General features: G+C 73.6%; 17 protein-coding genes. 13 read left to right on the top strand and 4 right to left on the bottom strand.

Translation table 11 applies throughout. The annotated features are described in order from the left end of the window. The first annotated feature begins 3 nt into the window (after positions 1–3). The 6 genes from QBL25_RS37490 to QBL25_RS37465 all read left to right on the top strand — a co-directional run bounded on the left by QBL25_RS37490 (position 4) and on the right by QBL25_RS37465 (position 5688). Positions 4–186 carry a hypothetical protein gene (locus tag QBL25_RS37490; RefSeq protein ID WP_409061410.1) on the top strand — a complete coding sequence of 61 codons (183 nt, stop codon included), beginning with the start codon at positions 4–6 and terminating at the stop codon, positions 184–186. Next, a complete protein-coding gene (locus tag QBL25_RS37485) occupies positions 183–1028 on the top strand; it encodes a hypothetical protein (RefSeq protein ID WP_409061409.1) in 846 nt (281 codons plus the stop codon). The genes QBL25_RS37490 and QBL25_RS37485 overlap by 4 nt, the downstream gene beginning before the upstream one ends. Further along, positions 1025–1957 carry a DUF6895 family protein gene (locus tag QBL25_RS37480; protein ID WP_409061408.1) on the top strand — a complete coding sequence of 311 codons (933 nt, stop codon included), beginning with the start codon at positions 1025–1027 and terminating at the stop codon, positions 1955–1957. Before QBL25_RS37485 ends, QBL25_RS37480 begins: the two co-directional genes overlap by 4 nt. Then, positions 1954–3087 (top strand): serine hydrolase domain-containing protein, encoded by a 1134-nt coding sequence (locus QBL25_RS37475; protein WP_409061407.1) that lies wholly within the window; start codon positions 1954–1956, stop codon positions 3085–3087. Before QBL25_RS37480 ends, QBL25_RS37475 begins: the two co-directional genes overlap by 4 nt. 252 nt (positions 3088–3339) lie before the next feature. Continuing rightward, positions 3340–4485 (top strand): S1 family peptidase, encoded by a 1146-nt coding sequence (locus QBL25_RS37470; protein WP_409061406.1) that lies wholly within the window; start codon positions 3340–3342, stop codon positions 4483–4485. Between the two features lie 225 nt (positions 4486–4710). Next, positions 4711–5688, top strand: coding sequence for a DUF3048 domain-containing protein (locus QBL25_RS37465; RefSeq protein ID WP_409061405.1), 978 nt, complete (start codon positions 4711–4713; stop codon positions 5686–5688). A gap of 90 nt (positions 5689–5778) precedes the next feature. Here the strand turns inward: QBL25_RS37465 and QBL25_RS37460 are convergent, their stop codons facing one another. After that, the gene (locus tag QBL25_RS37460; protein ID WP_409061404.1) at positions 5779–8016 is read right to left on the bottom strand and encodes an MMPL family transporter; all 2238 of its coding nucleotides are present in this window, start codon (positions 8014–8016) and stop codon (positions 5779–5781) included. 369 nt (positions 8017–8385) lie between these two features. On the opposite strand from QBL25_RS37460, the gene QBL25_RS37455 reads away from it, so the two are divergent. Further along, entirely contained in the window at positions 8386–9543 is a 1158-nt protein-coding gene (locus tag QBL25_RS37455; protein ID WP_409061403.1) for a hypothetical protein, read from the top strand. Positions 9544–9722: 179 nt separating this feature from the next. After that, the gene (locus tag QBL25_RS37450) at positions 9723–10751 is read left to right on the top strand and encodes a tetratricopeptide repeat protein (RefSeq protein ID WP_409061402.1); all 1029 of its coding nucleotides are present in this window, start codon (positions 9723–9725) and stop codon (positions 10749–10751) included. Positions 10752–10817: 66 nt separating this feature from the next. On the opposite strand, the gene QBL25_RS37445 is transcribed toward QBL25_RS37450, so the two are convergent. Continuing rightward, entirely contained in the window at positions 10818–11204 is a 387-nt protein-coding gene (locus QBL25_RS37445; protein WP_409061401.1) for a PPOX class F420-dependent oxidoreductase, read from the bottom strand. Positions 11205–11316: 112 nt separating this feature from the next. Beyond that, entirely contained in the window at positions 11317–12708 is a 1392-nt protein-coding gene (locus QBL25_RS37440) for a tetratricopeptide repeat protein (protein ID WP_409061400.1), read from the bottom strand. Positions 12709–13002: 294 nt separating this feature from the next. Between QBL25_RS37440 and QBL25_RS37435 the strand changes: the two genes are divergently transcribed. The 4 genes from QBL25_RS37435 to QBL25_RS37420 all read left to right on the top strand — a co-directional run bounded on the left by QBL25_RS37435 (position 13003) and on the right by QBL25_RS37420 (position 17166). After that, on the top strand, positions 13003–14358 hold the full coding sequence (locus QBL25_RS37435) for a M64 family metallopeptidase (RefSeq protein WP_409061399.1): 1356 nt from the start codon (positions 13003–13005) through the stop codon (positions 14356–14358). Positions 14359–14461: 103 nt separating this feature from the next. Further along, positions 14462–14971 (top strand): GNAT family N-acetyltransferase, encoded by a 510-nt coding sequence (locus QBL25_RS37430; RefSeq protein WP_409061398.1) that lies wholly within the window; start codon positions 14462–14464, stop codon positions 14969–14971. A 111-nt stretch (positions 14972–15082) separates the two neighbouring features. Further along, positions 15083–16396, top strand: a complete 1314-nt coding sequence (locus QBL25_RS37425; protein ID WP_409061397.1) for an MFS transporter — start codon at positions 15083–15085, stop codon at positions 16394–16396. Positions 16397–16407: 11 nt separating this feature from the next. Beyond that, positions 16408–17166 carry an AraC family transcriptional regulator gene (locus tag QBL25_RS37420; protein WP_409061396.1) on the top strand — a complete coding sequence of 253 codons (759 nt, stop codon included), beginning with the start codon at positions 16408–16410 and terminating at the stop codon, positions 17164–17166. Positions 17167–17191: 25 nt separating this feature from the next. On the opposite strand, the gene QBL25_RS37415 is transcribed toward QBL25_RS37420, so the two are convergent. Then, a complete protein-coding gene (locus QBL25_RS37415; RefSeq protein WP_409061395.1) occupies positions 17192–18202 on the bottom strand; it encodes a GlxA family transcriptional regulator in 1011 nt (336 codons plus the stop codon). Between the two features lie 168 nt (positions 18203–18370). On the opposite strand from QBL25_RS37415, the gene QBL25_RS37410 reads away from it, so the two are divergent. Then, the gene (locus tag QBL25_RS37410; protein WP_409061394.1) at positions 18371–19021 is read left to right on the top strand and encodes an HD domain-containing protein; all 651 of its coding nucleotides are present in this window, start codon (positions 18371–18373) and stop codon (positions 19019–19021) included. The last annotated feature ends 29 nt before the right edge of the window (positions 19022–19050 follow it).

The raw sequence follows: 19050 nt of genomic DNA, 5'->3' as shown, positions 1-19050 counted from the left end.
CTGATGCTTGCTCAGCACACACCGCTTCTGACGACTCCGATGGACGCGACCGCGCTCAGTACGGCCATGGTGGAACCAGAGGCGGTCCTGAGCGACGCTCCGACGTACGCACCGGAGGCAGCCGGACTGCTGCTGCTCCTGGCGCTGGTCTCGCCCAAGGAACCGAAGGAGCCGAAGGACAAGTGAGTCCTGATCGGCCCGAGGCCGCGTACACAGGCTCGGCGGCCGATCTGGCTCTTCGTGCCCTCGATGCCCTGCGCGGCATCGGGGGCACCGCCACGATCGCCGAGCACGTCGAGAAGGCGGACGACCCCCGGGCCGCGCTGGCGGCCATCAGGGTCGTCGGGGCCGACACCTTCGCCCCCTACCTCCTGGCCGAGGCCGTGTTCCACCCGCAGGACGCGGCGGCCGTGACCCGGTCCTTCGAGGTGTTCCCGCCGCCGGCCACCGCCCCCGCCCCGCCCCCGGCCGGACCGGCCGAGCCCTGGCTGGTCGCCTGGCGGGACTGGGCCACGACGGCGCTGCTGACCCGGTTCGCGCAAGCGGGCCCGGAGCCGGCCCTGGGCGCCACGGCCCCCGCCGACACCGACCCGTACGGGGTGGGCCAGAACCCGGAGCCCGGGGTCGCACACGTGCGCCGGCCGAGCGGAGCACCCGAACTCACCGAACCCGCACCCGCCCGGGCCACCGGCACCGTCCCCGATCCGGGCACCCCGTGGCAGGCCTGGTCCGTACGGATGGGCCAGCTCTCCCCGCTCGCCCTGCCCGGACTCGACGGACCCGTGCACGACGCGGCCCGCGCGGCGCCGCTCGCCCTCGCGCGGGGCGCCACCCGGGCCGTCCTGCGGCGCGACTTCTCCACCGCCGCGCGCATCACCCGCTGGCTCGCCCTGCTGACCGCCGAGGGCGTCCGCCTGCCGCTGGACCCCCTGCCCCTGGTCGAGCACCTGGGCCTGCACGGCGGCGGCCCGCGGCTGGCGCTCGACGTCGCGATCAGCCGGCGGCTGCTGGCACTGGAGGGCACATGACCACGTCGGTGACGCGGACCGCGCACGAGGTGGGCTCGCGGGCGCTCGCCTGGCTGCACGCGCAGCGGGAGCTCGGCGCCCTGCCCGCCGACTCCACCGCCGACCTCGGTGAACCCGACAGCGTGTACAAACCGCTGGCCGAGAGCGCGCTCGCCGCCTCGCTCGTGGTGCGCGAGGCGGCCTCCGGCAGCACCGAACTGCGTCTCGCCCACGACCTCATGGGCTTCTGCTGGCGCCAGCTCGGCGACGGCGACATGCTCTACGAACGGCTCCTGCGGTACTCGATGATGACCGACCCGCTGGAGACGTACGCCCCCTTCGCCCGCGGCGGGCTGCGCCACGGCCCCCTGGAGAACCTGCTCGCCCACACCAGCGCGCTGCGCTCCGTGAGGGCCGCCGAGATCCTGCCCAACCGGCGGCTCGCCGTCGCCAACGCGGCGCGCGTCGTGGGCCTGGACCAGGACGCGCACCCCTACGACTGGCCGACGCTGAGCCGGGCCACCTGGCTGGGCGCGACCCCCGAGCCCTGGCTCATCGACTGGATGACCGGCTACTGCCTCACCCACACGGTGTTCCACCTCACCGACTGGGGTGCCCGCCCCGGCGGCCTGCCCGAGGACCTCACCGCCTACGTCGCCGACTGGCTGCCCGTGTGGATCGACATCTGGGCCGAGATCGAGCAGTGGGATCTGGTGGCCGAACTGATGATCGTCGGCTGCTGTCTCACCGAGCCGTACTGCACCGCGGCGGACTGGGAACGCCTGGCCCGGGCCCAGCACCCGGACGGCCTGGTGCCGCGCGACGGCGACCCGGTCCCCGACGATCCGGAGCGGCGCTTCGCCGACCACCAGCACACCGCCGTGGTCGCCGCCATCGCCGGAACCCTCGCCGTGTCACGGACCCTGGGCGGCGGGACGACCGAGCGGTGAGCCCGCGCGGCGCCGCGAGCACCGGACACGAGCCGGCCCCCGCGACCCCCGCGTGGGCCGCGGACCTGCTCGACGGGCTGCGCGAGGCCGCCCCCGGAGCGAGCGCGATCGCCCTGGGGGTGCGGCGCGGCTCCGAGCACGTCGTCATCGCCACCGGCCGCACCGCGTGGCACGGCGCGGCACCGGCCGGCCCGGACACGCGGTTCGAGACCGGCTCACTCACCAAGACGTTCACCGCTGTGCTCCTGGCCGAGATGGCGGCCCGCGGCGAGGTCGCCCTCGACGACCCGATCGCCCGCTTCCTGCCGCGCGGCGCCGCGCCCCACCTCCCCGTCGGCCGCATCACCCTCCTCCACCTGGCCACCCACACCTCGGGGCTGCCCCGCCTGCCCCCGGGCTTCCTGCGCCGCGGGGCGCCGGCCTGGTTCAGCAACCCCTACGCCGGCTACTCCCCCGCCGAACTGCGTCGCGCCCTGGCCCGCACCCGGCCGCGGGCGGCTCCCGGCACCCGGGTGCACTACTCCAACTTCGGCGTGGGGCTGCTCGGCATCCTGCTCACCCGGGCCGGCGCCCACGGCTCCGCCGGTCCGGATGCCGCAGGGGCCGGCCCCGCCGACGACGGCTTCGCACGGCTGCTGGCCGGCCGCGTCCTGGAGCCGCTCGGCCTGACCCGCACCGACTGCGCCGCCGACCGGCCGCAGGCCACCGGCTACTGGCACCGCAGAGCGCGCCCCGCCTGGCGGATGCCCGCGCTGCCCGCCGCCGGAGCGGTCCGCTCCAGCGCCCGCGATCTGCTGACCACCCTCGACGCCCTCCTCGACCCCGCCGGTCCGCCCGCCCTGCCCGCCACGCTGCGGACCGCCCTGGCCGAGGTCGCGACACCCCGGCTCGCCCTGCCGCGCACCGGCCGACGCATCGGCCTGGTCTGGAACCTGCGGCCCCGCCCCGGTCACGACCTCTGGCACCACTCCGGCGGCACCCGGGGCTTCACCGCCTTCGCGGGGTTCAGCCCGCAGACCGGCGTGGCCCTCACCGCCCTGGCCAACACGGGCCCGGTGCTCACGGGCGCCTTCATCCAGCGCGCCTATCTGGACCTGCGGGCCCTCGCCCGCGACGCGTCCACCGCCTGAGCGACGCCCCGCCGCACGGCCGGATTCCCGCGCGCCACGGCCCCTTCAGGCCACGCGGGCCCGGCCGTTCGCCATGTTGAGGCCACCGTGACGGGTTCAGGCCCCCTGCCGCGCCAATTGCCGCCCATTGACGCTTAGTTGGTATGGACATGACCATCGCACCCCTCTTATGCTCCGCCTGAACTCATCGTGAGAGCGCTCTCATCACCCTGTTCCTCCCCACCTCGACGGAACGACAGAAAGGGCACTGCCGTGAGACGCAGAACCGGAGTCCGCATCGCCTTCTCCTCCTTGCTCCTGATCGGCACCTGGGCGAGTGCCTCGCTCGCCCCCACCGCGAGCGCCGCCCCCGCACCCGCCGCACCCCCCGCCTCCGCGGGCATGCTCACCGCTCTCCAGAACGACCTCGGGCTCACCGCGAGCCAGGCGCGCGAGCGACTCGCCGCCGAGAAGACCGCCACCCGCGTCGACCGCGCGGCGCAGCGGGCGGCCGGATCCATGTACGCCGGCTCGTGGTTCGACGCGAAGACCGGCAAGCTGACCGTCGCCACCACCAGCGCGGGCAAGACGGACGCCCTGCGCGCGACGGGTGCCGACGTCCGCGTGGTCCGCCACAGCGCCAAGGAACTGGACGCCGCCAAGGAGCGCATCGACGCGCTGTCCGCGCCCCAGGGGGTCAGCAGCTGGCACGTGGCACCGCGCAGCAACACGGTCGTGGTGAACGTCGTCGCAGCTCAGCGAGACGACAACGATGTCCGACGCTTTGTCGACCGGGCCCGCAAGGCCGGTCCCGTCCAGGTCGAGACGGTCGGCAAGGCACCCCGCACCTTCGCCGCGGGCACCGTGGGCGGCGACCCGTACTACACCGGCAACGTCCGCTGTTCCATCGGCTTCTCCGTGCACGGCGGGTTCGTCACCGCGGGCCACTGCGGACGGGCCGGGGCCGGGGTGCGCGGCTGGGACGGTTCGAACATCGGCAGTTTCCAGGGCTCCTCGTTCCCCGGCGACGACTACGCGTACGTCAGCGTGGGCAACGGCTGGTGGACCGTCCCGGTGGTGCTCGGCTGGGGCACCGTCTCCGACCAGCTGGTCCGCGGCTCGGCCGAGGCACCCGTGGGAGCGTCGATCTGCCGCTCCGGCTCCACCACGCACTGGCACTGCGGACGGGTCCTCGCCAAGAACGAGACCGTCAACTACAGCCAGGGCGCCGTCCACCAGATGACCAAGACGAGCGTCTGCGCCGAACCGGGCGACTCCGGCGGCTCGTTCATCAGCGGCGACCAGGCCCAGGGCGTCACCTCCGGCGGCTGGGGCAACTGCAGCGGCGGGGGTGAGACCTGGCACCAGCCGATCAACGAGATCCTCGGGCGCTACGGCCTGACCCTGCACACCGCCTGACGGCAGCGGCGCGCCGGGCCCGCGGGAGGGCCCGGCGCGTACGCCGCTGCGGTGAGTCCTGGCGGCTGGATGGCCCTAACCGCGTTCGTCGCGCGCCCCCCGGAGGAAGGTCTGCGGCTGCCACTGCCAGGAACGAACTGGTCCCGGAACCGCAGGTTCGGGGACGAACGGAGAACCGCGATGACAGCTAGGGCCTCTCGCCTGGACCAGGCCGGACCAAGGAGCGTGACCACGGCCGGGACCCGCCGCCGCGCCCGCATCGGCACGAGGCTCCTCGCGACGGTCGCCGTGGCCGCGCTCACCCTGGGAGCCGCGCACGAGAGCGCACCGGCGGACACCGGAGCCCCCGTCTCCGACCGGTCGCCCTTCACCGGGAAGCACGCGGTGCACAACCCGGTGCTCGCGGTGAAGTTCGACAACGCGCGCATGGCCCGGCCGCACACCGGTCTCGCCCAGGCGGACATCGTCTACGTGGAGAAGGTCGAGGGCGGCATGAGCCGCCTGATGGGGGTGTACTCCAGCCGCCTGCCGAAGTACGTCGGTCCGGTACGCAGCGCCCGCGAGTCCGACGTGGAACTGCTGCGGCAGTTCGGCCGCCCGGCGCTCGCCTACTCGGGGGTGCGCAGCTCGCTCAGCAAGATGCTCAAGCGCTCCCCGCTGTACGTCCGCCCGCACGGCCGCCTGCCCGGCGCCTACTTCCGCGCGGGCGGCCGGCCCGCCCCGCACAACCTCTTCGTCCGCCCCCGGTCCGTGCTGCGCTCGGCCCCGAAGGCCGACCACCCCACCGACATCGGGTTCCGCTTCGGGCCCGCCCCGGAGGGCGGCAGCCCCGCCTCGACGCGGACGGTCCGCTACGCGTCGGCCAGCCACACCTTCAGCTGGTCGCCCGGGGAGCGCCGCTGGCTCGCGTCGTTCGACGGGAGCCCCGCCCGGAGCACATCGGGGGCGCGGCTGGGCGCGCGGACGATCGTGATCCAGCGCGTGGACATGCCGCCGTCGCGCTACAAGGACGTCAACGGCGCGGCGACCCCGTACATCAAGACGGTCGGCAGCGGCCGGGCGACCGTGCTGCGTGACGGCAAGGCGTACCAGACCCGCTGGAAGCGGTCGAGCCCCGAGGGCGGCACGTCCTTCACGCTCGCCGACGGCCGGCGGATGCCGTTCGCGCGCGGCCAGGTCTGGATGGTCTACGCGGACCGCTGAGCCGCACCGGCCGCTCCCGGACAGGCGTCGGCCCGGTGACCGAGACCGGTCACCGGGCCGACGGGGTGCTCCTCACGGAGCGTCAGACGCTCAGCCGCGCACGGACTCCAGTTCGCGGTCCTGGTCGTCCTGGTCCGACTGGCGCGCCGCGGGGTAGTCGCCGAGCTGCTTGTGCAGCTTCTCGCCCTCGACGTCGACGTTCGGCAGCGCGCGATCCAGCCACTTCGGCAGCCACCAGGCCTTGTTGCCGAGCAGGGCGAGCACCGCCGGGACGATCGCCATGCGGACGACGAAGGCGTCGAAGAGGACGGCGATGGCCAGGCCGAAGCCCATCATCTTGATCATGTCGTCGTTCTCCATGATGAAGCCGGAGAAGACGCTGATCATGATGACCGCCGCGGCCGCGACGACCCGTCCGCCGTGCGTGAAGCCGGTGACCACGGCCTCGCCGGGGCGCGCCCCGTGGACATACGCCTCCCGCATGCGCGTCACGAGGAACACCTCGTAGTCCATGGCGAGACCGAAGACCACGCCGATCATGAAGATCGGCATCATGCTCATGATCGGGCCGGGCTGGTCCACGCCGACGATGTCCGCAAGCCAGCCCCACTGGAAGACCGCGACGACGGCGCCGAGCGCGGCGGCCACCGACAGGAGGAAGCCGAGCGCCGCCTTGAGCGGCACGAGCACCGAGCGGAAGACCAGCATCAGGAGCAGGAAGGCCAGGCCGACGACGAGGCCCAGGTAGGGAAGCAGCGCGTCGTCCAGGGTCTGCGAGAAGTCGATGGTCATGGCGGTCGCGCCGGTGACCAGGACCTCGGAGCCCGTCTTGTCGCCCAGACCGTCGACCGTGGAGCGGATCTCCTTGACGACGCCCTCGGTCTTGTGGTCGCTGGGGCCGGTCTCCGGCACCACGTTGAAGATCGCGGTGTCGTCGGCCTTGTTGGGGTTCGCCGGGGTGACGGCGGCGACGCCGTCGATCTTGGCGATCTCCTTGCCGACCGTGTCGGCCGCGGCGGCCGCGCCCTTGTCCTTGTCCGTGTCGACCGTGACCATCAGCGGGCCGTTGAAGCCGGCGCCGAAGGACTCCGACAGCATGTCGTACGCCTTGCGCTGCGTGGTGTCCGGCGCCGACGTGCCCTCGTCCGGCAGGCCGAGCTCCAGGCTGGTGGCCGGTACGGCGACCGCGCCGAGGCCCACCACGGCGAGCAGCAGGACCGGGACCGGGCGGCGCAGCACGAACCGGGCCCAGCGGGTGCCCAGCTTCGGCTTGGCGTTCGGGTCGCGCAGCTCGCTCGCGGACTTCTTGCGGTCCTTGCGGCGCAGCACCTTCCTGCCCGCGAAGCCGAGCAGCGCGGGGATCATGGTGAGCGCGATGAGGACGGCGATCGCGACCGTGCCGGCCGCGGCCAGGCCCATCTTGGTGAGGATCGGGATGTTGACGATCGCGAGCCCGGAGAGCGCGACGATGACGGTCAGTCCGGCGAACACCACGGCCGACCCGGCGGTTCCGGTGGCGCGGCCCGCGGCCTCCTCCGGCTCCCGGCCGTCGGCGATCTCCGCCCGGTAGCGGGAGACGATGAACAGCGCGTAGTCGATGCCGACGGCGAGGCCGATCATCATCGCGAGCGTCGAGGTGGTGGCCGAGAGGTCGAGGAGGCTGCCGAGGGCCGCGATGCCCGAGACGCCGATGCCCACGCCGATGATGGCGGTCAGGAGCGGCATGCCGGCGGCGACCATCGAGCCGAAGGTGATGATCAGGACGACCGCGGAGACCGCGATGCCGATGAGTTCGGCCGAGCCGCCCATCTCCTGCTCGGCCATGACGGCGTCGCCGCCGGTCTCCACGGTGAAGCCCGTCTTGCGGGTGTCGTCGGTGGCCTCGGTCAGCGCGTCACGGGACTTGTCGGTCAGCTCCGTGGCGGGGACCTTGTAGGTGACGGACGCGTACGCGGTGGTGCCGTCCTTGCTGACGGCGTCGGCCTTGTACGGGTCGGCCACCTCGGCGACCTGCGAGCCCTCGCCCAGGGTCTTGACCAGCTTCTCGACGTCGCCCTTGGGGCCGGCCTGGGTCAGCTTCTGGCCCTCGGGGGCGCGGATGACGACGCGGGCGGTGGCGCCCTCGGCGCTGGCCGCCGGGAACTTCTCGTCGAGGAGGTCGAAGGCCTTCTGGGACTCCGTGCCCGGCATGGAGAAGGAGTCTTCGGGGGGTGCGGGTGCCGCGGACGCGGAGAAGCCGACGCCGGCGAGCAGCACCACCCACATCAGTGCCACATAGCGGCGTCGCCGGAAGGCGAGGCGGCCCAGTTTGTAGAGGAACGTAGCCACGGCGAAGGGGCTCCCGTCGGTGTCGGCAGGCGGAGTGACGCCCCCCGAGGGCACGATCAGCGCACGTCAGGGCGGTCAGCAGGTTTCCTCTCCATGGTCCGGGCCGTTGCCGGGCCGGAAGTCAGACTCAGAGTCGGACTATCGGCCCGCGCACGCTGTAGTGCCGTGCACCCGGGGTCATCCTCGGGGAGGAGATGTGGTCAGGATGTGTAGACCCCACATCGAGGGAACGATCACCGGAGGATTCGCGTCCGCCCCACGGGACACCTGTTCCCCTGAGAACAACTCGCTCTCATACCACCCCAATAGGAGCGATAAGGTGTCGAGTCAGCTCTCAGATACTTGTCATCACCATCCAGGAGAACCTTCGTGACTCTTGCCATCGCGCCGTCTGAAGCCGCCCCGTCGCCGGAGGTCCCCGAGCCGGTGGCCCGGGACGCCCGCGAGTTCGGTGCCTACGCGCGGACCGGCGGCTGGGCCTTCGCCCTGAAGGTGGCGCGCAGCGTGCGCCCCGGCGGACAGGGCGCCGAGGAGACGCCGAAGGTCTCGGCGAAGGAGTTCAGCGAGCTCGCCGGCTGCTCCGCGGAGCGCGTCATGCGCTACTACAAGGCGTGGGACAAGGCCGCCGACGACGGCCTCGTGCCCCACTTCGAGGCGCTCGCCCCCGGTGAGGACATCGAACTTCCCGACTCCGACGCCTGGTTGACGTACTACGCCGCGCGCTCCAGCGCCCTGACCCCGCGCGGCAACGCGATCACGGAGGCCGCCGAGGCCGAGGGCATCCGCCCCACCAAGGCCCTGGAGGTCGCCGAGAACCCCACCGCGCTGCGGGCCGCGATCCTCGCCGACCCCGGGACCGCCGAGGCGGCGCGCCGCGCGCTGATGGACCGGCTCGACGACGACCCGGCGCTGCGCACCGAGCTCGTCCGCGACATCGTGCGCGCCGACGACCTCAAGAAGGCCGTCGCGGCCGAGGCCAAGGCGGGCGACCGCGTCGACTACGTCCGTCAGATCGTCGACAAGGGGCAGGTCAAGACGCCGGCGGGCCAGCTGATCGACGCGCCCGCCGAGCTGAAGGAGGAGGCCGAGCGGCACCTGTCCCTCATCGACGAGCTCGACGACGGCGAGGACTCCGGTGAGTGGGCCCGCGAGGCCTACGACACCGTGAAGGACCTGGTCGCCCAGACCGTCCAGAGCAACCCGCAGCTGCGGGTGCAGGAGCGGCGCGCGAAGTTCTACAGCAGCCTCCAGAAGGCGACCAAGGTCTTCGAGGAGCTGACCTTCGACGACGCCGAGGTCGACGACATCTACGAGGACGACATGCTGCTGCGCCTGGAGGAGTTGCAGCAGTCCATCGCCGCGTGCATCTCGGCGCTGCAAGCGGCGACCGCAGGCACCGCCGCCTCCTCCGCGTCCGCCTCCCCCGAATCCGCTTCGCCCGAGGCCGGTGCGCCCGAAGCTCCTTCCCCCGAAGCTCCTTCCACCGAAGCCGGTGCACCCGAGGCAGGTTCACCCGAGGCCAACTGACGGCGCTCGCGCCCCGCCCTCCCCGTACATCCCGGTGATGACCATGGCCCCTTCCGTAGCCCTGGAGTCGTACGGCATGACCCATACGCGGAGGGATTCGCCGCACCCCGCACCGCTCGTAGCTTCTTGATCAACGTACGGAGACCGGCGTACGGAGTTGATCGAGAGGTCATGGAGCTATGCACGGCAAGGCATTCGCGCCCGAATACCAGGGCGAGTTGGGTGCGGCACTCGGGGTGAACTCCTCCTACGAGGAGGTGCTGACGGCGGCGGACCGCGCCCTGAGCCAGGCGGACACCGCCCTGGAGAGAGCGCGGGCCGCGCTCGCCCTGGCCGAGGCCAACCGGCGGCTCGGCCAGGTGGACGACGCGGGCTACGCCTGGCGGCAGAGTTACCGCAGCGCCCGTGCCGCGGGGGACGCGGGCGCCATGGCCTGGGCGCTGTGGAGCGGCGGCACGCTCGCCCGCCAGTGCGGACAGCTGCGGCTCGCCCGGCGGCTGCTGACCTGGGGCGTCGCGCTCGCCGCCGACGGCGGGGAGCGGCTCGCCCACGGGTACGCACTCGCCGGGCTCGCCGAGACGGGACGCATCCAGGGGGACTACGCGGCGGTGGCCGCCCTGCACGAGCAGCTCCTGGAGCAGGGCCGGGCGCACGGGGAGGCGCGGCACACGGTGTGGGCGATGTCCGGCATCGCCCAGATGCGGCGGAACACCGGCGACTACGCCGAAGCCCTGGAGCTGTTCGAGGAGTGCGTCAGGATCTCTGCCGACGCCCAGGACGCGCGGGGGCGCGCCTGGTCGCTGCGCGGGGTCGCCGACGTGCTCTCGCTGCGGGGCCAGGCACAAGAAGCCCTCCACCTGCTCTCCGAGGCGGAGGTCATCTGCCGCTCCATGGATCTGGCCGGCGCGCTCGCCTACAACCACAAGATGCGCGGCAACGTCCTGTACCGGGACGGGAAGTACGCGGCGGCCCGCGAGATGTACGGCATCGCCCTGGAGGAGTTCCGGGCCATGCGCGAGCCGCGCGGCGTTGCCCTGTCCCGGCTCGGCCTGGTCAAGTCACGCGCCCGGCTCGGCCGCGACCGGAGCGAGACGCTCGCCGAACTCGCCGAGCTGGAGGGAGACTTCGCGCGCATCGGGCTGCGGCAGGCGCGGGAGGCGGCGGCCGACTTCCGGCACGAGACGGCGGCGGAGCCGAGCAGGACGTGAGCCGGCCGCGAGGGGGGCGGCGCCATCGGGTCAGCGGGGCGCCGGGGACAGCGGGGCGCCGGGGCGTCACGCCGTCGGCGTGATGCGGATCCCCACCGTGCCGCTCGTCCCGCGCCGGAGCCTGCTGCCGAGGAGGGTGAGGCGGCCGACCAGGCCGTACTTGCGCGCGAGGAGTGTGCGGTAGCGCGCCGTCACCCGCGCGTCGCAGATCTCGGCGGTGGCGGGGATCTGTTCGCCGGTGGGGTTGCCCCGCAGATCGCAGGGGCCGACCAGGACGTCGGCGCGGTTGCGGATCCGCTTGACCTTCCAGGAGTCCGCGACCGTCCAGATGCCGAGCGCGTCGCCGTCCTCGACGACCCAGACGGGGCTCGGCACCGGGGTGCCGTTCTTGCGGTAGCTGGTGACCAGCAGGTACTTCCCCGCGCCGAGCCCTGCCTGCGCTACCTCGTCCACTTGACCGCTCCAGACCTGTTGTTGCCTCACGTGCGTACCGTCGACGGTGCGGATGTTACTCGCGATCACCCTCGCGGAGTCGGGCGGTCACGCCTCGGCGAAGGCGCGGCGGTCACATCGGGGGTGGGGCCGGGGCGGGGCCCAGGGTCGTCGTGCCCGGAGTGGTGCGGTGGGCCAGCCCCGTGCGGTAGGCGTCCAGGGCGGCTTCCGTACGGCCGGTGCGCCGGAGCAAATCGCCCAGGAGGCAGCACAAGGCGGCCACGTCCGCCGCCGCGCCCGCGCGTTCGAGCAGCGGCAGGGCGGCGCGATAGTGCTCCTCCGCGGCCTCCGTGTCGCCGCACTCCTCCGCGATGAGGCCGAGCAGCCGATGGGCGGCACCCCGGTGCACCGCGCCGCGTCCGGCCCGCAGGGCGGGGGCCTCGGCGGCCTCCGGGCCTTCGGCGAGGAGAGGCCGCAGCAGCGCCTCGGCCTCCCCGGCCTTGCCGCGCCTGCGCAGCACGTCCGCGAGCTCCACCTCGACCTGCTGGGCGTAGAGCGCGGCCCGCTTGGCGGTGAGCATGTCGTGCGCGGTGCGCAGTTCGCGCTCGGCGCGTTCCAGGTCGCCGTCCTGGGCGTGCACATAGCCGCGCATCCAGTGGCAGTGGGCGAGTTCGGTGCGGATGTGCAGCTGCTGATAGAGGTCCTGGGCCTTGGCCAGCGACGCGTCGGCCTCCGCGATCCGGCCCTGGGCGATGAGCGTACGGGCCACTCCCCGGTGCATCCCGGCCAGCAGCGCGGGATCGTCCACGCGCGGCGCGAGGGCGAGGGCCAGTTCGGCGGCGTGCGCGGCACGTTCGTGGGCGCCCATGTCCATGTACGGGGCGATGGACGCCGAGTAGAGCAGGAGCAGTGCGTCGGGATCGTGCAGGCCCGCGGCGTTGAGCTGGTCGAGCGCGGTCTCCAGGAGGTGGCAGGCGTAACGGAGTTCACCTGTGAGGCGGTGCGCGTTGGCCCGGCCGCGGACGGCGGGGACGCGGCGCGGCAGCGGCTCGTCGGCGAGCAGCCGCTCCACCGAGGCGAAACACGCGTGCGCGTCGTCGAGTTCGCCGGATTCGAGGAGGCAGTCGCCGAGGCCGAGGAGCGCGGTGGCCTGCTCCCCCGGCAGGCCGTGCTCGACGGCTTCGGCCCACAGCGCGCGGAAGAGCGCGGCGGCGTCCTCGGGAGCCCCGGTGGCCAGGGCGCTCCGCGCGTCGGCCAGGCGCAGACGCAGCTCGGCGGCGAGGCGGGCGGGGCGTCCCGTCGCGAGCTCCTCGGGGGTGACGCCGAGGCGCTGGGCCAGGTGCCGCAGGGCCGCCTCGGAGGGCCGCACCTTGCCCGACTCCAGGGTGGAGACGTAGGCGGGCGTGTACGCGGGCTCGGCCACCTGCCGTTGCGTGAGGCCGAGTTCCGTGCGCAGCCGCAGGACGCGGCGCCCGATCACCGCGGGCTCGTCGAGGCGTACGCCACCTGTTCCGCTCTGCACCATCTCTCCCTCTCCAGTCCTCCGGGTCACTGAGCCGAAGCCCGTCCTCCGGGTCACCGAGCCGCAGGCCGCCGGGTCCGCCGCCAGGTCACCGAGCCGAAGCCCGTCCAGGTTCGCGGCGCCCGAGCCGGGGGCGCGTGGCGTGAACTCGCCATCCCCACGGTCATCTTGCGTCACGGCCATTGCCTGGCTTCCCCGCAGCCCCTACATTGAACCGCGCCTTAAGCTCCCTTAACCCCCCACTTATATCGCGGACTTGGCGTATCGCGGTCCGCGCCGACGCTCGGGAGACCGTCCATGCGTAGACACGCTTCCCGCACATCCCGCACCCCCCTCATATCCCGCAAGCGCCTCGCCCTGGCCACCGGTGTCGCCCTGGCCGCGGCGCTCGCCGTCACCGCGCCGGTCGCCGCGGGCCAGGACCTGGGCCAGAACCGGGACGGCGGCGCGCGGGCCGCCCAGAGCACCGACAGCGTCGAGGTCGAGTACTTCACAAGCCCCGACGGCCACCCCCGCCACACCGAAGTGCCCGCCTCCGCCCCGCTCGACCGCAAGGAGCGGGCCTCGGTCAAGGACGACGGCGACGTCCTGCCGATCGTGGCGGCCGGGGCGAGCGACACCAAGGTCGACGTCGTCTTCATCGGCGACGGCTACACCGCGGCCCAGCAGGAGGACTTCCACGCCGACGTGCGCACCAAGTGGAAGGAGATGTCCGCCGTCGAGCCGTACGCCCAGTACAAGGATCTGTTCAACGTCTGGGCCGTCGACGCCCACTCCCAGGACTCCGGCGTCTCCGGCGACCCGACGAGCGACGTCCGCAAGAACACCGCCCTGGGCTCGGCGTTCTTCTGCGACGGCATCGAGCGGCTGCTGTGCGTCGACACGAACAAGGTCGAGGCGTACGCGAGCAAGGCCGCCGACCCCGATCTCGTCATCGTGCTGGGCAACTCCACCAAGTACGGCGGCGCGGGCTACAACGACATCACCTCGCCCTCCGGCTACGACGGCATAGGCACCGCGTCCTCCGACCATCCGGACTCGGACCAGGTCGCCGTCCACGAGACCGGCCACTCGTTCGGCAAGCTCGCCGACGAGTACTGGTACGACGAGAGCACCTACACCGGCCCCGAGCCGGGCGAGTCCAACCTCAGCAAGCTCAGCGCCGCCGAGATGGCCGCCCAGAAGGTGAAGTGGCACCGCTGGCTCGGCCAGGAGTCACCCGACGGCGGCACCGTGGGCGCGTACGAGGGCGGCGGCTACCACGGTCACGGTCTCAACCGGCCCACCGAGGACTCGATCATGCGCACCCTGGGCCGTGAGTTCAATCTGCCCGGACGCGAGGCGATGATCGCGGGCTTCCACCAGCACGCGCCCGTGCTGACCTCGTCCACCCCCACCGACCGCAAGGTCCGCGGCGCCCAGCGGATCCGCGTCGAAGCCTCCTCGCACGCCCGGCTGCGCTGGTACGTCGACGGCCGCGAGGCCCGCAAGGTCCGGGGCGCGGCAACCGTGACCCCCGGCTCGCTCGGGGTGCCCGCCGACGGCCGCGCGCACACGGTCACGGCACGCGCCACCGACCCGAACAAGGCGGTCCGCGCGCCGGAGCTGCGCAAGCTCCTGACCGGTTCGCTGAGCTGGCAGGTCACGCGCTGACCACCGGCCCACCGGCCAGGCTGCCGGCCGACCGCCTCTCGGCCGGCCGGCAGCGCCCCACCCCCGGGGCGGGGGTCCATCGCCCGCCGGGGATACTTCGATCATGACCACGCACGCACATCAGCCGCGGGAGGCGGCGGCGCCCGCCCCGGGGTGGGCGCTGCGGCCCGCGGAACCCGCCGACGTCGAGCCGCTGGCCGAGCTGCGGGCGACGGTGATGCGCCCCGATCTGGAACGGCTCGGCCGGTTCGACGAGGTCCGGGTACGCCAGCGGTTCCGGAACTCCTTCTGCGCCCCGGACACTTCGGTCATCGTCACCGACGGCGCGCTCGCGGGCTGCGTGGCCCTGCGGCCGGCCGAAGACTGCCAGTGGCTCGAACACTTCTACCTCGACCCCGCCCTCCAGGGCCGGGGCATCGGCTCGGCCGTGCTGCGCGCCCTGCTCGACCGCACCGACGCCGCAGGGGACCTCGTACGCCTGAACGTCCTCCAGGGCAGTGCGGCCCGGCGCCTCTACGAGCGCCTCGGTTTCCGCGTCGAGGACGAGGACCCGGTGGACGTCTTCATGGCCCGGCAGCCGGGCGCCGGATACGCAGGCAGCTCCCGACCCTGAAGTGGCCCACACGCACGGCCCGTAATTGGTCCACGAGCCCGGCCAGCCGGCTGTCTAGCCTGCTCCCGTCAGCGAAGAAACGGCCCAACGGCCGCCTGCTCCGGGAGCCTTGTGCCGCTACAGATCCTGCCTCCGGCCGGAGCGCCACGCGTGCTCGCCGTCGCCCAGCTGAGCAACTCGCTCGGCGACGGCGCCTACTACGTGACCTCCGCCCTGTACTTCACCCGCGTCGTCGGCCTCTCCCCCACACAGATCGGGCTCGCGCTCACCGTCGCGTGGGCCATCGGTTCCGTGACGGGTGTTCCCCTGGGCGCCCTCGCCGACCGGAAGGGGCCGCGCGGCACGGCCGTGCTGCTCGCGCTGGCCACCGGCGCCTCGGTCGCCTCCTTCCTGTTCATTCGCTCCTTCGTGCCGTTCCTCCTCGCGGCCTGCCTGTACGCCGTCGCCCAGTGCGGGCTCGCCGCCGCGCGGCAGGCGCTGCTCGCGGGCCTGGTGCCGCCGCGGGCCCGCACGGGCGTCCTCGCCCACCTCCAGTCGACGCTCAACGCCGGTCTCGCCGTCGGTGCGGCCCTCGGCGGCGTCGCCCTGCACCACGACACGCGTGGGGCGTATCTGGCGGTCTTCGCGCTGGACGCGGCCAGCTTCCTGTTCTGCGCGCTGGTGCTGCTCCGGCTGCCCGCGGTGCCGCTGGCAGCGGCGCGCGGAAAGGGCGAGCCGCGCCTGGCCGTGCTCCGCGACCGGCCGTACGCCGTCGTCACCGCGCTCAACGCGGTCCTGCTGCTCCGGATGCCGCTGCTGAGCCTCGCGATCCCGCTGTGGGTGGTGGACCGGACGAACGCGCCGAGCTGGCTGGTCTCGGCGCTGTTCGTCCTCAACACCCTGGCGGTGATGGCCTTCCAGGTCCGCATGGCCCGGGACGTCGACGGGCCGCGCACGGCCACTCGCGCGGTGCGGCGCTCCGGTCTCGTCATGCTCGCCTCGTGCGCGGTCTTCGCCCTCTCGGCGGCGGGACTTCCCGTGGGGGCGACGGTCGCGGTCCTGGTGGCCGGGGCCGTGCTCCAGGTCATCGCGGAGATGCAGCAGTCCGCCGGCTCCTGGCAGATCAGTTTCGACCTGGCGCCCGCCCACCACGTGGGCCAGTACCAGGGGTTCTTCGGCACCGGGGTTCCCGTCGCCCGTACCCTCGGACCGCTCCTGCTCACCTCGCTGCTCGTGGTGTGGGGCGTGCCGGGCTGGCTCCTCCTCGGCGTGGTCCTGCTCGGGGCGAGTCTCGCGACGGGGCCCGCGGTGCGGTGGGCCGAGCGGGCGCGGGCGCAGACGACGGACGCGGGGCGCCACGACGTACGTCCCCCGGCCGCCTCCCCGCACCCGCGGGCCGGGCTCTGCACACCGGGACGCCGCCGGGCGCCCGGGCCGCGCGGGTAGAGTTCCGGCTCGTGCCGAAGGTCCGCCACACTCCCCGCGCCACCACCGGCCTCCTGCCCCTCGCTGCGGGCGCGGAGGTCGACGCGCACCGGCACGACGAGCACCAGATCGTGTACGCGGGCCGCGGCGTCCTGTCGGTCACCACCGACGCGGGCAGCTGGGTGGCCCCCGCGACGCGCGCCCTCTGGGTCCCGGCGGGAACCGTCCACGAGCACCGCGCGTACGGCGACACGGACCTCCACCTGGTGGGGCTGCCCGTGACGGACAATCCCCTGGGTCTTGACCGGCCCGCGGTCCTGGAAGTCGCCCCGCTGCTGCGCGAGTTGATCGTCGCCTACACCGGGCGGCCGGACCAGCGGCCCGTCGAGGACACCGCCGAGCGCGGACGGCTGCGGGCGGTCCTGCTCGACCAGCTGCGCCGCTCGGCCCAGCAGCCCGTCCATGTGCCGGCGGCCCGCGATCCGCGCCTGGTCGCGGTGTGCGCCGTGCTGCGCGCCGATCCCGCGGACCCCCGGACCCTGGCGCAGCTGGGTGCCGCGACCGGGGTCAGTGACCGCACCCTGACCCGGCTCTGCCGAGCCGAACTCGGCATGAGCTTTCCGCAGTGGCGCACCCAGCTGCGCCTGCACCACGCCCTGTGCCTGCTGGCCGACGACCTCCCGGTCACCGTGGTCGCGCACCGCTGCGGCTGGGCGTCGAGCAGCGCGTTCATCGACGTCTTCCGCCGGGCCTTCGGCCACACGCCCGGCGCCCGACGGCCATCCCGCTGAGGCGCGCTCGCGGCACCCGCCGGTCCTAGGCCTGGGCGCGAACCGCCGGTTCGGCCTCGACCCGCGTCGTACGAAAGCGCGCGGCGTACGCGGACGGCGTGGTCCCCAGGTGGCGTGCGAAGACCCGGCGCAGCGTCTCGTCGCTGCCGAGCCCGCTGCGCCCGGCCGCCTCGGTGACGCCGGACCCCTGCTCCAGGTACATGCGGGCGGCCTCCAGCCGCAGCGACTCCACGTACGCGGCCGGGGTGGTCCCGAGTTGCCGCGTGAAGAGGCGGGTCAGGTGCCGTGAGCTCACGGCGGCCCGCTCGGCCAGGACCGCGAGCCGGTGGTCGCCGGCCGGGTCGGCGGCGATGGCGTCCAGGAGGGGACGCAGGACCGGATGGCTGGTGGCGGGGGCGCGCGAGGCCGCGGAGAACTGGGACTGCCCGCCGGGCCGCTGGAGGAAGACCACCAGGTCACGGGCGACCCGCCGCGCGATGTCGGGCCCGTGGTCCTGCTCCACGAGCGCCAGGCAGACGTCGATGCCCGCGGTGACCCCGGCCGAGGTGAGGACGGGCCCGTCCTGGACGTAGATGGCATCGGCGGTGACGGTGATGTCGGGGTGCAGCCGGGCCAGCTTCGCCGCGTGCTCCCAGTGGGTCGTCGCCCTGCGCCCGCGCAGGAGCCCGGCGGCAGCCAGGGCGAAGGCACCGGTGCACACGGCCGCCACCCGGCCGGCCCCGCCGGCCAGTCGGGCCACGAGCTCGACGAGGTCGGGCCGCCCGGCGAACGTGACGCGTTCGGCGTGACCGGGGACGACCAGGGTGTCCGCGCCGCCCGCGTCGGCCGCGGGGAGATCCGCCGCGATGCGCAGCCCGGTGGAGGTCGTGATGTCCTGCCCGTCGGGTGTGCAGACCCGCACGGTGTAGCGGCCCCCGGTGTACCGGCTCGCGGTCGCGAAGACCTCCAAGGGGGCCGCGACATCGAGGAGGCGCACGCCGTCGAAGGCGAGGACGCAGACGTGGTGGGGGCGGGGTCCCGCGGATGGTTCGCGCACCTTCCCACGGTAGCGGCGCGGCGTGTCCGGATGTGTGGGGTACGTGTCCTCAGGGACATGGCCGTGGCACCCGGGCGGCGCGCAGGCTGGCTACCGGAGCCGACGGGGCGGCACACAGAGGCATCTGCACCCCCGCCGCCCGTCCCCCGATGACGACAGGAGCCACCCATGAGCGACCACACGCCTTCCGCCGCCGCCGGCGTTGCGGTGCCTGACACCAAGCTGGCCGCCGCGGCCACCGAGCTGGTGCGGGACACGACGAGCGAGCTGATCTACCACCACTCCCGCCGCGTCTTCTGGTTCGGCAGCCTCCAGGGCGCCCGGCGGGGGCTGAGCTTCGATCCCGAACTGCTCTACGTCGGAGCGCTGTTCCACGACCTGGGCCTGGGCGAGCGGTTCCGGGACAGCGGGCGCCGCTTCGAGGTGGACGGCGCCGACGAGGCCCGCCGTTTCCTGCGCGGTCACGGGGTCCCGGAGGACGCCGTGCGCCGGGTATGGACGGCCATCGCCCTGCACACGACTCCGGGCATCCCGGAGTTCATGGAGCCGGAGGTCGCCCTCGTGACCGCCGGGGTCGAGTACGACGTCCTGGGCATCGGCTACGACGATCTCACCGCCGAGGACCGCGCCGAGATCACCGCGCTGCACCCGCGCCCCGACTTCAAGCGGCGGATCCTGGAGGCGTTCACGGAGGGCATCGCCCCCAAGCCGGAGACCACGTTCGGCAACGTCAAGGCGGACGTCCTGGAGCACTTCGTCCCCGGCTACGCCCGCGGCGACTTCGTCGAGGTCATCCGGAACTCCCCCTGGGCGGAGTAGGCGCGGCACGAAAGAGGGTGTCAACCCAG

Source organism: Streptomyces sp. SYP-A7185 (assembly GCF_046103685.1).
Lineage (GTDB): Bacteria > Actinomycetota > Actinomycetes > Streptomycetales > Streptomycetaceae > Streptomyces.
Note: the sequence above shows the minus strand (reverse complement) of the source record. Positions and strands in the feature narration are given on the sequence as shown.

Excerpts from the sequence above, each read along its gene's own strand:
- QBL25_RS37450 (WP_409061402.1), top strand. The coding sequence starts at position 9,723 with ATGCACGGCAAGGCATTCGCGCCCGAATACCAGGGCGAGTTGGGTGCG.
- QBL25_RS37435 (WP_409061399.1), top strand. The coding sequence starts at position 13,003 with ATGCGTAGACACGCTTCCCGCACATCCCGCACCCCCCTCATATCCCGC.
- QBL25_RS37410 (WP_409061394.1), top strand. The coding sequence starts at position 18,371 with ATGAGCGACCACACGCCTTCCGCCGCCGCCGGCGTTGCGGTGCCTGAC.
- QBL25_RS37440 (WP_409061400.1), bottom strand. The coding sequence starts at position 12,708 with ATGGTGCAGAGCGGAACAGGTGGCGTACGCCTCGACGAGCCCGCGGTG.
- QBL25_RS37430 (WP_409061398.1), top strand. The coding sequence starts at position 14,462 with ATGACCACGCACGCACATCAGCCGCGGGAGGCGGCGGCGCCCGCCCCG.
- QBL25_RS37490 (WP_409061410.1), top strand. The coding sequence starts at position 4 with ATGCTTGCTCAGCACACACCGCTTCTGACGACTCCGATGGACGCGACC.
- QBL25_RS37480 (WP_409061408.1), top strand. The coding sequence starts at position 1,025 with ATGACCACGTCGGTGACGCGGACCGCGCACGAGGTGGGCTCGCGGGCG.